Source organism: Bacillus sp. FSL H8-0547, assembly GCA_038002745.1.
In the GTDB taxonomy this organism is placed as follows: domain Bacteria; phylum Bacillota; class Bacilli; order Bacillales; family Bacillaceae; genus Bacillus_P.
In genome coordinates this window covers 797,529-811,630 of record JBBODD010000001.1, presented here as the reverse complement: position 1 = coordinate 811,630, position 14,102 = coordinate 797,529, and the positions used below count along the sequence as shown (strand labels likewise).

General features: G+C 47.1%; 11 protein-coding genes. 6 read left to right on the top strand and 5 right to left on the bottom strand.

Annotation, left to right across the window (positions count from 1 at the left end; genetic code table 11):
- Positions 1-96: 96 nt before the first annotated feature.
- The gene (locus MHB63_04005; protein ID MEK3805754.1) at positions 97-975 is read left to right on the top strand and encodes a hypothetical protein; all 879 of its coding nucleotides are present in this window, start codon (positions 97-99) and stop codon (positions 973-975) included.
- Here the strand turns inward: MHB63_04005 and MHB63_04000 are convergent.
- From MHB63_04000 to MHB63_03990, 3 genes are all read right to left on the bottom strand, one after another.
- Positions 962-1,369, bottom strand: a complete 408-nt coding sequence (locus MHB63_04000) for a DUF4275 family protein (GenBank protein ID MEK3805753.1) — start codon at positions 1,367-1,369, stop codon at positions 962-964. The genes MHB63_04005 and MHB63_04000 overlap by 14 nt on opposite strands.
- 280 nt (positions 1,370-1,649) lie before the next feature.
- Positions 1,650-2,486, bottom strand: a complete 837-nt coding sequence (locus MHB63_03995) for an alpha/beta hydrolase (GenBank protein ID MEK3805752.1) — start codon at positions 2,484-2,486, stop codon at positions 1,650-1,652.
- A gap of 263 nt (positions 2,487-2,749) precedes the next feature.
- Positions 2,750-2,983: an IDEAL domain-containing protein gene (locus tag MHB63_03990; GenBank protein ID MEK3805751.1), complete on the bottom strand. Its 234-nt coding sequence runs from the start codon at positions 2,981-2,983 to the stop codon at positions 2,750-2,752.
- 261 nt (positions 2,984-3,244) lie between these two features.
- Between MHB63_03990 and MHB63_03985 the strand changes: the two genes are divergently transcribed.
- Positions 3,245-3,808, top strand: a complete 564-nt coding sequence (locus MHB63_03985; protein ID MEK3805750.1) for a competence protein ComK — start codon at positions 3,245-3,247, stop codon at positions 3,806-3,808.
- Here MHB63_03985 and MHB63_03980 read toward each other — a convergent pair whose 3' ends face one another.
- Positions 3,809-4,171, bottom strand: coding sequence for a hypothetical protein (locus MHB63_03980; protein ID MEK3805749.1), 363 nt, complete (start codon positions 4,169-4,171; stop codon positions 3,809-3,811).
- Positions 4,172-4,351: 180 nt separating this feature from the next.
- Here MHB63_03980 and MHB63_03975 point away from each other — a divergent pair, with 180 nt between their 5' ends.
- Complete coding sequence (locus tag MHB63_03975; GenBank protein MEK3805748.1) at positions 4,352-4,969, top strand: TVP38/TMEM64 family protein; 618 nt, start codon at positions 4,352-4,354, stop codon at positions 4,967-4,969.
- A 21-nt stretch (positions 4,970-4,990) separates the two neighbouring features.
- Positions 4,991-5,497: a signal peptidase I gene (gene lepB, locus MHB63_03970; GenBank protein ID MEK3805747.1), complete on the top strand. Its 507-nt coding sequence runs from the start codon at positions 4,991-4,993 to the stop codon at positions 5,495-5,497.
- Positions 5,498-5,528: 31 nt separating this feature from the next.
- On the opposite strand, the gene MHB63_03965 is transcribed toward lepB, so the two are convergent.
- Positions 5,529-6,665, bottom strand: a complete 1,137-nt coding sequence (locus tag MHB63_03965; protein MEK3805746.1) for an MFS transporter — start codon at positions 6,663-6,665, stop codon at positions 5,529-5,531.
- A gap of 197 nt (positions 6,666-6,862) precedes the next feature.
- On the opposite strand from MHB63_03965, the gene addB reads away from it, so the two are divergent.
- Positions 6,863-10,360 carry a helicase-exonuclease AddAB subunit AddB gene (gene addB / locus MHB63_03960; protein MEK3805745.1) on the top strand — a complete coding sequence of 1,166 codons (3,498 nt, stop codon included), beginning with the start codon at positions 6,863-6,865 and terminating at the stop codon, positions 10,358-10,360.
- Positions 10,357-14,064, top strand: coding sequence for a helicase-exonuclease AddAB subunit AddA (addA, locus tag MHB63_03955; GenBank protein ID MEK3805744.1), 3,708 nt, complete (start codon positions 10,357-10,359; stop codon positions 14,062-14,064). Before addB ends, addA begins: the two co-directional genes overlap by 4 nt.
- Positions 14,065-14,102 lie beyond the last annotated feature (38 nt).

The window sequence follows — 14,102 nt, the reverse complement described above, 5'->3', positions numbered from 1 at the left end:
AATTCCATCGGCTTTAGAAGGTCGTAAGGTTTAACAAGCCATCCGTTAGGAGATGGTTTATATACCACATGTCCTGAAAAAAGGAGGCGAACCGCTATGAGCTCATTCTCTCTTGGCAAAGAAGGATTAAGCAAAGCTAAATCATTAATAGCCAAAGCTTCCCTGCATCAGGAAGAGCTGCTCGGGGAAACGATTGCTCCTGAATTTATCGAAAGAGCCACACCGGTTGCGTGGCTGGGAGAGGCGATTCCGGGCAGCTGGGTCACAATGGCCACCAATCCGTCTCCTAAAGAATTCCTCAATCGGAACAATCAGCTGCTTCTTGGAGAACAAGCAAGATTTCATATCCTGGAAAACGGACAATCATTAGCAGAGTTTGCAAAGGACGACGCTCAGTTGGAATCAGCCGTTGAATTCTATCAAACCTATTTTAAGGAGGGGAAGACGTACCGCACATGGTTTGGCAAACCTGGTGGAGCGAAACTGGAAGGTTTCTTAAATGGAATGGGCGGTTCTTTTTACGGCTCTCCCCATTTTCAAAACGTAGTTCATTCGGACTTTTTTCCTTTTGCGACGCGTACGCATATGGGGAGGATTAAAGAGAAACTTAGTTTGCTCGGTTCTGATTTTTCACGGGAGTTTTTGCGGTCAAAGCTCGAGTTCTTAAGACCGGGCATGGTCATTCTTCTAGGCAGAGAGCACTGCGCACTGTTTGAAAGAGTCGAACCTGGGATTGGATTTGATCCGCCGAAAGCGATTGAATCTTACCCGGGCGCCGCCTATCAGCTTGGCTTTCATCATAGGCTTGGAATTCCGCTGCTAGGCCTCCATTTCAAACCGTCCGAGCAATTTCTTGGGTTAGGAGGGGGACAGGATAAAAATGGCCAGAGTCATGGAAAATACGGGACAAAAGCGGCCTTGAACAAGATGGGAAGAGAAATCGCACTGAATTTGAAATCCTTTACAAACGGATGAAATAAGGTCCGCAGCTTGACTCATGCGTCATCACAAATGTCCACTTCTGTTCCCAGTCCATTACATACAAATCCCCAAAATCCATATGGAGCCGATCATAAGGCAGGTCTTCCATTGTTAAGGAAGCAGCATGATTGATGAGGCAGGCATCATTTACAAACTGATAGAAGAAGGTGCACTTCTCCTTTTTCTGATCCTGAAACGCCTGGATCGCTTCCTGCTTCTCCAGACAGACTATCTTTTGATAGCTGCACACATGCCATAAAAAGGAGTCTAAATAAATTTCTTCTTTTTCCTCAGCAGAGAGATGGCCGGTAAACCGGGCCTCCCACTGGCCTCGCAGATACGTTCCCCAGCCGGGTATTTCCTGGATCTGCAATCGTTTTGTTCCCATAGAATCGCCCTCCGTTTTTGTTTTAGCATACTAAAAAAGGTCAGGCTCTAAAAGCGTGACCTGCATGGAAGCGTCCTACTGCCGTGAAAATCGAAGAACCGGATTACTATGATTGATGCAGGCCTCTTTAGGATTATCCATTAATTGCCCTATCTCTAATTAGCAGTGCCGAAAGGGTGTTTGCGGTTAGGCTGCACTTACCCTTTTTACAGGTTAAACAAAGAAAAAAACCAGTTCTAAAATTAAACTGGTTTTTTTGCCCATTATAGCTATTCCATCATTAAGAATTAAGGAAGCTGATTAGACCCCGGTTAAATTCCTCGGCATGCGTAGCGTTGAATCCGTGAGGAGCGCCTTCAATCACAACAAGCTCACTACCTGGAATCATTTCATGGGTACGCTTGCCGCTCACTTCGAACGGGACAGTCCCGTCTGAATCCCCATGAATGATGAGTGTTGGAACAGTTATTTTCTCCAAGTCGCCCCGGAAATCGGTTTTAGCGAACGCTGCGATACATTCAAGGGTGCCTTTTGGAGACGCCATTGCTGCAATATCCCTGTTGTAGAGACGGAATGGCTCGCTGACAAGGTCTGTCTTGTCACCGGCTGCAAAGAAATTTTGCGTAAACGTATCAAGGAACGCGATTCGGTCGCCTTTTACACCGTTCTGGAACTCTTCAATTGCCCCATCATCCAGACCACCATCAGGGTTATCCGAAGCCTTGTACAAATATGGAGGAACCGCTGCAGCGAACACCGCTTTGTTCACACGTTCTGTTCCATATGTGCTGATGTAGCGCGCTACTTCTCCGCCGCCCATTGAGAATCCGACAAGTGTGGCTTCACGGAGATCTAAATGCTCAAGCAAACTGTTCAGGTCCGCTGCGAATGTATCATATTCATAGCCGTTGTAGGGCTGAGAGGATTTTCCAAACCCTCTGCGGTCGTATGTAATCACCCTGTAGCCGGCATCAATGAGAGCGGGCACCTGGCTTTCCCATGATCGTCCGCTCAGCGGCCATCCGTGAATGAGTACAACCGGTTTTCCGGTTCCTTGATCTTCATAGTAAATGTCAATTGGAGCATCGTTTTCATTGCCAACTTTAAGCATCGCCATACTAATCCCTCCAAACAAAATGTGAATGACAAACAGGCACTGAGAAAAGACGGCTCGTGTCATCCTTTAGATAAGTGATACCCGGATCTTTTTTGGTTCAATCTTTTAAATGTTTTTTATAAGTAAACAGGGCCCTGTCCGGATCTTACATCCGACCACTAAGGAAGCAGATAACTTTCTTCAAAAAACAGAAAAAGGTGAATTTGAGCTTGCTCAAATTCACCTTTTTCATTATTCGGAGCTAGTTATGATCGTAGCCTCTTTTAAATAAGCAGTCTCAATTCTGCATATTCTTTTGCCAGTTTAAAAAACAGCGGTTTGTCATTTCGGTCTAAGGACTCATCGATCTTTTCCTGAAGGAGGGACAGTTTCCGGGTCAACACAGCTTCATCCAACACCATTTGAATGTAAATATCAAGTACGGTTTCCTGTTTCTTTTCCATCTTGAGCGTGTTACGGGACTTCATGATCTCGGTATACGTTTTCCTGTTTTTCAAGAAAGATCACCCCTGATGCCTTTTTTTAATTATATGGATAATGGGCCTATAAATCAACTAAATATTTAAAATTTTTAGAAAACTTATTTCACCAAATTTTGCACGTTTTTCCTTTTTCATAAAAAGCGTCAAAGAGGGATTCTTGTCGTTGGGGATCAAACCGCAATAATGTAAAAATATTGTAAAAATGTAGAAATACAGAGAGGGATTGTGCTAGATTGAAAGTAGTTCTTTACTCCTATTAAAATTGAGGTGATAGCGATGGAAAATATGTTTATGAAGGACTACATAGCAAACCGGTTCACGATGGCCATTCTTCCTGATCCGCATATGGGAAAGCTTTATTCGAGGGTGATTGAGACGGAGAAAGAGATTGCAGTTAAGCTCAGCCCCCAGGAGATTGTAAGCAAGAGCTGCATGTACTTCGGCAGCAGCTATGAAGGAAGAAAGGCGGGGACACGGGACCTTATGGGAATTACACACAAGCCGCCGATTGTCATTGACCCCGGAAACTATATGTTCTTTTTTCCTACACTGGCCTCAACCAGGAGTCAGTGCGCCTGGATATCGCACGCCCATATCCAGCATTATACGGCTTCGGATTTTGACAATACAGAAGTGATGTTTACGAACGGACTGATTGAAACCATACCGATTTCCTCTTCGTCATTTGAAAATCAGCTTTACAGAACAGCTCAGCTGCGAACCATTATTACGGCAAGAATTGAAGAGGAGCACCGCAAAATGAATATGCTGATGTTTCCAAAGGAAAAGCAGACAAATTTCATTTACGAACAGATTATCCGTGAACTCAACAAACACTAATCAGGCTTTTACCGCTTTAAACAAATATTCTTCCATCAGCTCGCATACCTTATTGCGTATTCTTGGATTAAAATAGTTGTGCTGCTCTTCGTAGCCTCTGAAGATAAAGGAATACATCGTAAAAGCTTCATCCCTTTTCACTTCACTTACTTTGATGCTGTTTTTTTTCAGCTCGCGGCGCACTGCAGCAAGGTCTTTCTGTGCAAGCTTCAGTGATTCCTCCACGAGGTTCAAATAGGGCTGCTGCAGCTTGAATGGACTTTTTTCAATGATTAACAGATCCCTGCTGAAGATGGAGATGGTCATGGGGAGGTAGATGGACATCTCAATGGCATCTCGCAGGTCTGAGGGAATTCTTGTCATCGCAAAAACCTCGCTTTAACATGATAAAAGGAACGTATGTTCGGTTTTATTTTACTTTATCAGTATACGAAATGCAAGCTGCTTTTATGCAGGCAGTTCCTGAAAAAATGCTCCATGTTTAAAGTCTTTGCACAAACGTGTAGAATATGAGCATAGAGAAAGATAGAAGGAGCTTGCAGGATGGAACTTCAGGCAATAATGGATTATTTTACAATTGAAAGAATGATGGAATTCTTTAAGGATTACAGATCGTTTGGACCGCTGCTTGGCATTGGGCTTCCTTTGCTCGAGGCATTTCTTCCGTTTTTGCCTCTGGTTGTGTTTATTGTGGCGAATGCCAATTCATACGGGTTATGGTTCGGCTTCTTGTATTCCTGGATTGGAAGCTGTCTCGGGGCGCTCATCCTGTTTTTTCTTGTAAGAAAGTACGGGCAGGAGCGGTTTTTCAGATTTATAAGCCGTCATCAATCGGTGCAGAAAATGATGGGCTGGATTGAGAGACATGGTTTCGGACCTTTGTTTATCCTGCTGTGCTTTCCATTTACACCGTCTGCTGCCGTCAATGTGGTGGCCGGCCTGTCGAAGGTCAGCATCTGGCAGTTCTGTCTTGCTGTGATGTCCGGAAAGCTCGTGATGATTTTCCTGGTCAGCTTTATTGGATATGACCTGCGTGCCATCATCACGCAGCCTGAAAGAACGCTCATCGCTGCGGTTGTTATTTTTCTGCTCTGGCTGATTGGCAAGCAGGTGGAAAAGAGGCTGAATGTCAGAATGCTTGAGAGGAAACGAAGCCACTAATTTTTTTACGGGGGAGTAAAGATGGGAAAAAGATACTGGTTTATGTCTGCCGTCATCACCTTTTTGCTCATACTTACTATAAAAAATCTTCTGTTTGTCGACTACAGGGTGGAAGGGGTTTCGATGCAGCCTACTCTGACAGCGGGCCACCTTCTGTCTATTAATAAAGTAAACCACCGGCTTTTTGACCTGAAACGATTTGATATTGTTGTCTTTCAGCCTCCAGGGGAAAAAGAGGCCTACATCAAGAGAATTATCGGTCTGCCTGGAGATGAGCTGGAATATAAGAACGATAAGCTTTACATTAACGGAAAAGCAGTGAAAGAACCTTATCTGAATCCGGTGAAAAAAGACATGAGCATAGGAAAACTGACTGGCAATTTCACGCTTGAGGAGATTACGGGAAAAAAAACAATTCCCGAAGGCTGTCTTTTCGTTATGGGTGACAACCGTCTTGCCAGCAGGGACAGCAGACAGTTTGGCCTGATCAGCACAGATTATGTGATTGGCAAGGCTTCAAAAGAATAGGGAATACCTCAGTAAAAGTGCACGATCATGATCATCGTGCACTTTTTTGATTCCCTGATTCAAATAAAGTAACCGCAGCAGCAATCCCGTAAAACACCGAGAACCCAAGCAGCATGCTTTGAAAAGACAGAACTCCCGCAAGCAAAGGCCCTATGCTTGCACCTGTGAGCAAAATACAGGAATACAGTGAGACGGCTGTTGCCCTGTCTCTTCCCGCAGCCTCTCCGATCATGGAAATAACCGCCGGTATACAAATGGAAAGAGAGGCAGTGAACAGGACAGATAAAGCGGCGGACATGAAGAGGCTTCCGCTTGCATAGTTCAGCAGAAAAGCCAGAATGATCAACAGCATGGCGTACCTGACAGCAGCTGTTTTCCCGAACCTTCCGATCCACTTTACGCTGAACAAGGAAAACAGCGCCCCGGCAAGTCCTGCTGCTTTGCACCAGAACAGGACTTCTTCAGAGACAATCCCCGAATAGGCACGGTGAAACCCCTCATAATAGGAGACAAATGACATCAGCATGGCAAACGTCAAAATATAGCACAGAACAAGCTTCCCATTACGGAAAATGGACCGGAACGAGGAGATCAGGCTCTTTGGCTCGGTGTTTTTTTTCCTGCCGTCTATCAGCCATGCCAGACATCCTGTAAGCAGGGCATAGGCGACGGCGAAAAAGAGAAAGACCGTTCTCCAGTCATACGAAATGGCTATGACTGAGCTGATCAGCTGCCCGATCATGCCGGACATTAAAAATCCCATATTAATCAGGGAGATGAGCATGGTTGCCTCTTTTTCCCTGAACGATTCAAAGCAATAGGCATAGGCAACGGGCGCAAAGCAGCCGAGGCAAAAACCCTGCAGGGATCTGAGCGGAATAAATGTGGCGGATGAGGAAAACGCGAGCATGGCGGTTGCTGCAATCGCGATGGCAAAGCCTCCGATCAGGACGTTTTTCTTTCCGGCTTTTTCTGTGAGCGGACCGAACGTGAAAAGGCCGGCCGCATAAAAGAATGTAAAAAAGGTGCTGCCGAGAACGGCTTCATTGAAGGAAAGGCCCGTATCCTCCGATATAGATGCATACAGGGGAATAAGGACATAGATGCTGCTTGCGACCATAACGGCCGTCACGAGAAAAAAGGCCGAGAGCAGATGGATTTTTTTCATCAGACTGCCTCCTTTAAAAACAGCCTATGCATGTGCCGGCACAGCGGTCACGGGGCTTCTGCAAAACTTGGAAGTCCCGGGAGAATGGCATTCCCTATTGTTTTCAAGTAAAATAGAGAGATAGAAAAAAGAGAGTGAAACGGAACAGAAAGGCGTATGATCGTATGCCTTTTTTTACATAGAAAGGGGTTCTGACGGTGGGTGTCAAGTTTATTTTGGGAAGATCGGGAAGCGGAAAAACACACCGCATGCTGAATGAAATCCGTTCAGAGCTTTTCAGGAAGCCTGAAGGGGATCCGGTTGTCTATCTTGTGCCCGATCAGATGACATTCGGCATAGAATATGAGCTTGCCAAAACGCCAGGGCTTGGCGGCATGATGAGGGCGCAGACGTTCAGCTTCAGCCGTCTTGCGTGGAGAATTCTTCAGGAAACAGGCGGGATCAGCCGCTATCATATAACCGGGACAGGCATTCAGATGATGCTGAGAAAGCTGATTGAGCAGCACAAGCAGGACTTCAGGCTCTTTGCAAAAGCAAGCGGCAAAAGCGGTTTTATTGATCATATGGAAGCGATGATTACGGAGCTTAAACGCTATTGCCTCACGCCGCAGGAGATGGAAGAGAAGATAAACGGGATGTCAGTCAACGCCACGAGACAGGAGCAGGCGCTCGCTGACAAACTTCATGACGTTGTTCTGCTGTATAAGCAGATGGAAAAGGAACTGAGCGGCACATACGTCGATTCAGAGGATTATCTGCGTCTTCTGGCTGAAAAAATTCAGGATTCATCCTATATTCAGAAGGCGGATATTTACCTCGATGGTTTTCACAGCTTTACGCCTCAGGAATACATGGTGATCGGCGCGTTAATGAAACATGCAAAGAGTGTAACGATTGCGCTGACAGCAGACAAGCCGTTTCATGAACATCTGCCTCATGAACTGCATCTTTTCAGGATGACAGGCATGACCTATCACAGGCTTTCTGTTCTTGCCGCGGATAACGGTGCCGAAATCGAGGATGTGACGGTGCTGAACGAAATGCCCCGTTTTGCAGAGCGGCCGTCCCTTGCCCATCTGGAGCGCTTCCTTGAGTCACGACCGGTGAAGCCTTATGAGGGAGAGACAAATGCCGTGCTTGCACAAGCTTCCTCACGAAGGGCGGAAATTGAGGGCATTGCCAGAAAAATAAGAGGATTTGTCATGGATGATGGCTACCGGTATAAGGACCTTGCTGTTTTGATCCGGAATATCGGAGACTATCAGGATGTCATCGAACAGGTATTCAAAGATTACGAGATTCCTTTTTTCATCGATCAAAAGAGATCGATGCTGAATCATCCGGTCATAGAATTGATTCGCTCGGCTCTTGAAGTGCTGAATGGGGGCTGGCGTTATGAGGCTGTTTTCAGGGCGGTTAAAACCGAGCTCCTGTTCCCTGCTGAAACGGATAAGCGCAGCATGAGAGAAAAAATGGACCAGTTTGAAAACTATGTTCTTTCCTACGGCGTTCAGGGCAGCAAATGGACGAACGGTGAACGGTTTGTCTACCGCCGCTATTATTCTCTTGATGATGAATACGTCAGAACAGATGAAGAAAATGAAACGGAAGAGATGATTAATGAGCTGAAAGACATCGTTGTACCGCCGATCCAGACGCTCGGTGAACGGATGAAGCGTGCGAAAGATGCATCCGGTATGGCAGAGGCTCTTTATCTATTCCTCGAAGAACTCCATATTCCATATAAACTCGAACAGATGAGAGCGGAAGCAGAGGAAGCGGGGAGACTCGTTGAGGCGAGAGAGCATGCTCAGGTGTGGAGCGCGGTCATCGGAATGCTTGATGAATTTGCCGAGATGATGAATGAACACCGTGTATCACGCAGTCTGTTCGCGGATATGATTGACACCGGGCTTGAAGCCATGAAGTTTGCTCTTGTACCGCCTGCGATGGACCAGGTAGTGATTGCAAGCCTGGAACGTTCAAGGCTGCTGAATGTGAGCGTTGCGTTTGTTGCAGGAGCAAATGACGGTGTACTGCCTGCAAGACCGATGGAAGAAGGCGTGCTGACGGAGGAAGACCGCATCTCCCTTCATCATCAGGGCATTGAACTTGCCCCGACTGCAAGGGAGCAGCTGCTTGATGAAACCTTTGTTTTGTACATGGCCCTCTCAAGTGCATCCCGCGAGCTGTATATCTCGTATCCTCTCGCAGATGAGGAAGGAAAGGCGATGCTGCCTTCCATCATCGTGAAACGATTAAGAGATTTATTTCCTGATATCAAAACTGAGATTTTTATCAATGAGCCGGAAGAGCTTCCAGAAGAGGAACAGCTTTCCTTTATCGTAAATGAGGAGGTCACTCTTTCTTACTTAACATCTCAGCTTCAAAACTGGAAAAGAAGCTATCCGATCAGCCCGATCTGGTGGGATGCCTATACACATTTTGCAGAAAAAGAGGAGCGGTCTGCGCTGTCAAAAGTGACAGGAAGCCTGTTTTACCGGAATGAAGCAGAAACACTTGAAAAAGGAATCAGCAGAGAGCTTTACGGAGAGCACATTCAGGGAAGTGTGTCCCGGATGGAAATGTTCAAAGCCTGTGCGTTTTCCCACTATGCTTCCCACGGCCTGAAATTAAAGGACAGGCAGCAGTTCCGTCTTGAGGCTCCTGATATCGGACAGCTGTTCCACTCTGCGCTTAAACTGATTTCAGACCGGATGCAGCAGCTGAAAATCGGCTGGAAGGACCTGTCTTTAGATCAGTGCTCCCGTCTTTCCCATGATGCTGTCGAAACACTGGCGCCGCGGCTTCAGCGCGAAATTCTGCTGAGCTCAAACAGGCATCATTATTTAAAGAGAAAGCTCGTCACCATCATTACGAGGGCATCCTCCATCTTGAGCGAGCATGCCAGGGCAAGCGGCTTTGCCCCCGCAGGCCTTGAGCTTGGATTCGGAAAAGGCGGCCCGCTGCCGCCAATCCGCTTTAAGCTTGAAAATGGATGCACAATGGAGCTTGTCGGCCGGATTGACAGGGTTGATAAAGCAGAAAGTTCAAAAGGCGTTCTTCTCAGGATTGTTGATTTTAAATCAAGTGATAAGACGCTGAATTTATCGGAAGTGTACTACGGACTCGCTCTGCAGATGCTGACGTATCTTGACGTCATCATTACTCATTCAAAATCATGGCTTGGTGTCGAAGCGACTCCTGCCGGTGTTCTCTATTTCCATGTGCATGATCCGATGATCCAGTCTTCAGCCATGCTGCCGCAGGATAAAATCGATGAAGAGATTTTCAAAAAGTTTAAAATGAAAGGCCTGCTTCTTGGAGATGAGGAAGCTGTAAGGCTGATGGATCAGACACTTGAATCCGGCCTCTCAAAAATCGTCTCGGCAGGCCTTAAGAAAGACGGCGGATTCAGGTCAGATTCCGCCATTGCAAGCGAAGCCGAATTTGATCTGCTCAGAGGCCATGTCAGATCCGTTTTTCAATCGATCGGAACGGACATTACGAACGGGAAAACGGACATTTCTCCTTACAAGCTGAAGGATAAAGTACCGTGTACCTTCTGTTCATTCAAATCGGTCTGCCAGTTTGACCAGTCGCTTTCTGAAAATCAGTACCGTGTTCTGAAAGATGACAAGAATGATGTGATTTTAAAACGGCTTCAGAACGAAGCGGGAAGGGAGGAATCATGATGCTGCAAAAACCAGCAGACAGCCAGTGGACAGATGACCAGTGGAAAGCCATTGTCTCAAGCGGACAGGACATACTGGTTGCTGCAGCTGCCGGCTCAGGAAAAACAGCGGTGCTTGTCGAACGGATCATCCGGAAAATCATTTCAAAAGAAAATCCCGTGGACGTTGACGGCCTTCTTGTTGCTACGTTTACGAATGCGTCTGCAGCTGAAATGAGAAACCGGATCGGCGAAGCGCTTGACAGGGCGCTGAAGGAAAATCCATCATCCCTGCATTTAAGACGCCAGCTTTCACTGCTGAACAGGGCTGCCATTTCCACCTTGCATTCGTTCTGCTTAAACGTTGTAAGAAAGTATTATTATTTGATCGACCTTGATCCCGGGTTCCGGATTGCCGATCAGACGGAAGGCCAGCTGCTGATCGATGAAGTGCTTGATGATCTGTTTGAAGAGCAGTACAGCATCCCCGATAACGAGCGGTTTTTTGACCTTGTTGATATGTATACAACAGACAGAAGCGATACGGATCTTCAGACACTGATCCGGACGCTGTATGATTTTTCCCGCTCTCATCCGAATCCTGAAGGGTGGCTTTATGGGCTGCTGGATATGTACGGCGGAGAAGAACCGCTTGAAAACCTGCCGTTCTTCCCGTATCTTGCTGAAGACATCTCGATGCAGCTTACGAGCAGTCTCGAAAAGCTGAAACGGGCGCTTGCCCTGACTGAAAAGCCCGGAGGTCCGGCACCGAGAGCTGAAAATCTGACAGATGACATCAGACAGGTTCAGGGGCTGCTTGAGGTGAAAGGGTCGTGGCACGATCTTGCTGAGAAAATCAAGCTGATTTCTTTCTCCCGCGCCAAGGCATGCAGAGGGGCTGAATACAGCAAAGAGCTGCTTGAACAGGCGACATCGCTCCGCAATTCCGCAAAAAAGCAGATTGAACAGCTGCAGGAAGAATTGTTTGCGCGCTCTTATGAAAGCCACATGAACGACCTTAAGGAACTGAAGCCTGTCATAGAAACACTGATTGGGCTTGTTCATCAGTTCGGAATCCGTTTTGACGAGATGAAAAAACAAAAAGGCATCGTTGATTTCTCGGACCTTGAGCACTATTGCCTGCAGATTCTCGGTGTTCCAGATGAGCACGGCCGTCTGCAGCCGGGCGAAGCTGCCCTTGATTACAGACAGCAGTTTGAAGAGGTGCTTGTTGATGAATACCAGGACACAAACCTTGTTCAGGAAACGATTCTGAAGCTTGTTTCAAAAAGCGGGCCGGGAAACCTCTTTATGGTCGGCGATGTCAAGCAGTCCATTTACCGTTTCCGCCTTGCAGAGCCGTTTCTGTTTTTAAGCAAATACAAGACATTCGGCAAAGACGATCACGCACAGGACGGTCTGAGAATTGACCTGTCAAAAAATTTCAGAAGCCGTGCGGAAGTGATAGACGGCACCAATTTTCTCTTTAAACAGGTGATGGGAGAAAAAGTGGGAGAGGTCGCCTATGACGAAGCCGCTGAGCTGAAGCTTGGCGCGTCCTACCCGGAGTCTGAAACGATGAGTGCGGAACTTCTGCTTGTGGACCGAGGAAAAGAAGAATCAGATGATGCTTCTGAAGAAGATGTTTTTGCTGCAGAGGATTTGGAAACCGTTCAGCTTGAAGCAAGAGTGATGGCCAAAAAAATCCGGGAAATGGTTCAGACAAAATATCAGATCTATGACCGAAAGCTTGGAGGCACGCGAAATATCACATACAAAGATATTGTCGTGCTTCTCCGTTCCATGCCGTGGGCACCGCAGATCATGGAAGAGTTTAAGCAGGAAGGAATTCCTGTCTATGCGAATCTCTCAGGCGGTTATTTTGAAGCGGCGGAGGTAGCTGTCATGATGTCGCTGCTGAAGGTCATCGATAACCCGTATCAGGATGTTCCTCTGGCGTCTGTTTTAAGGTCTCCTGTTGCGGGCCTTGGCACGAACGAACTTGCTGTTATCCGCACCTATTCAAAAAAGGGCACTTATTTTGAGGCGCTGAAGGTGTTTCTTTCTGAAGCTCAGGGCTCTGATGCGGCTTTAAGAGATCAGCTTCAAGTATTTTATGATCAGCTCCAGGAGTGGAGAGAACGGGCGCGGATGGGCTCTGTTTCAGAGCTGATCTGGCAGCTGTACAGAGATACAAAGTTCTTTAACTACGTCGGCGGCATGCCGGGCGGAAAGCAGCGCCAGGCCAATCTGCGTGCCCTTTATGACAGGGCAAGACAGTATGAAGCGACTTCGTTCAGGGGACTGTTCCGGTTTCTGCGCTTTATTGAACGGATGCAGGAGCGCGGAGATGATCTCGGTGCAGCAAGGGCACTCGGCGAGCAGGAGGATGTTGTCAGGCTGATGACCATCCACAGCAGCAAAGGGCTAGAGTTCCCGGTGGTCTTTACTGCCGGGCTCGCAAGACAGTTTAATATGATGGATATGAACAAAAAGTATTTGCTGGATAAAGAGCTTGGCTTTGCCACGAAGCTGATTAAACCATCACTCAGAATCAGCTATCCGACGCTTGCGCTTTCAGCCATGAAGAAAAAAATGAAGATTGAGCTGCTTTCAGAAGAGCTCAGAGTCTTGTATGTTGCGCTTACCCGTGCAAAGGAAAAGCTCTTTTTAATCGGAACAGTTAAAGATGCAGCAAAATCTCTTTCAGACTGGCAGACAGCGCTGGGTCAGGAAGATTGGCTGCTGCCTGATTTTGAACGGGCGCAGGCAAAGTCCTACCTGGACTGGATCGGGCCGGCGCTTGTCCGCCACAAAGACGCAGAACTGTTGAGAGAACAGGCTGAAGGGGCTCAGCATCTGCTTACACATCCTTCCAGATGGTTAATCTCCATGGTGAAAGAAACGGACCTTTACGATATCCGGGCAGAAGAAAAGAAATATGATGAGGACATGCTCACAGCCTTGAAAAATCTGGAGCCAATCGCAGAGCAGTCAGCATACCGCGATCAGATTGAAAAGCAGCTCTCATGGGTCTATCCTCATCAGTTCGCCTCTGTGTGCAGATCCAAGCAGTCCGTTTCAGAAGTGAAGAGGCAGCAGGAAACGCGGGATGAATTCAGCGACATCCGGATTCTCGAAAATCAGAAGGATACGTATATGTTTGACCGCCCTAAATTCATGCAGAAGAAAACTCTCACAGCAGCCGAAAAAGGGACAGCCATGCATGCCGTCATGCAGCAGCTGAATGTCAGAGAGCCTGTGACGAAAGAAAATACTGCATTGAAAGTAAACGAGCTTGTTGAAAAAGAAATTTTGACAAGAGCGCAGGCGGACAGCATCAATATTGCTGCCATTGTCCATTTTTTTGAAACAGATATCGGCATGCGCCTTCAAAAAGCAGACCGCATCGAACGGGAAGTGCCCTTCAGCTATGCCCTGCCGGCTGAAGAGCTGTACGAGGCAGCAAGCGGTGAACAGGTGCTTATCCAGGGGGTTATTGACTGTCTGTTTGAAGACGAAGAAGGAGTCGTGCTGCTTGATTACAAGACAGATGCTATTCACGGGAAATTTCCGGGAGGCTTCGAGGATGCAAAGCCTGTCCTTGCACGCCGCTACAGCGTGCAGCTTGACCTCTACGGCAAAGCCATTGAAAAAATAACGAAAAAACCGCTCTCTTCAAAGGTGCTGTATTTCTTTGACGGAGGGCATGTGCTGGAAATGTAAAGAAAAAGAACAAGCTCAGGGTGCGCCTCTTGGCGCAG

Bases quoted from the DNA above. Each gene is read 5' to 3' on its own strand.
- MHB63_03995 (MEK3805752.1), bottom strand. From the start codon at position 2,486: ATGGCGATGCTTAAAGTTGGCAATGAAAACGATGCTCCAATTGACATT.
- MHB63_03975 (MEK3805748.1), top strand. From the start codon at position 4,352: ATGGAACTTCAGGCAATAATGGATTATTTTACAATTGAAAGAATGATG.
- MHB63_03965 (MEK3805746.1), bottom strand. From the start codon at position 6,665: ATGAAAAAAATCCATCTGCTCTCGGCCTTTTTTCTCGTGACGGCCGTT.
- addA (MEK3805744.1), top strand. From the start codon at position 10,357: ATGATGCTGCAAAAACCAGCAGACAGCCAGTGGACAGATGACCAGTGG.
- MHB63_03985 (MEK3805750.1), top strand. From the start codon at position 3,245: ATGGAAAATATGTTTATGAAGGACTACATAGCAAACCGGTTCACGATG.
- MHB63_04005 (MEK3805754.1), top strand. From the start codon at position 97: ATGAGCTCATTCTCTCTTGGCAAAGAAGGATTAAGCAAAGCTAAATCA.
- MHB63_03980 (MEK3805749.1), bottom strand. From the start codon at position 4,171: ATGACAAGAATTCCCTCAGACCTGCGAGATGCCATTGAGATGTCCATC.
- lepB (MEK3805747.1), top strand. From the start codon at position 4,991: ATGGGAAAAAGATACTGGTTTATGTCTGCCGTCATCACCTTTTTGCTC.
- MHB63_04000 (MEK3805753.1), bottom strand. From the start codon at position 1,369: ATGGGAACAAAACGATTGCAGATCCAGGAAATACCCGGCTGGGGAACG.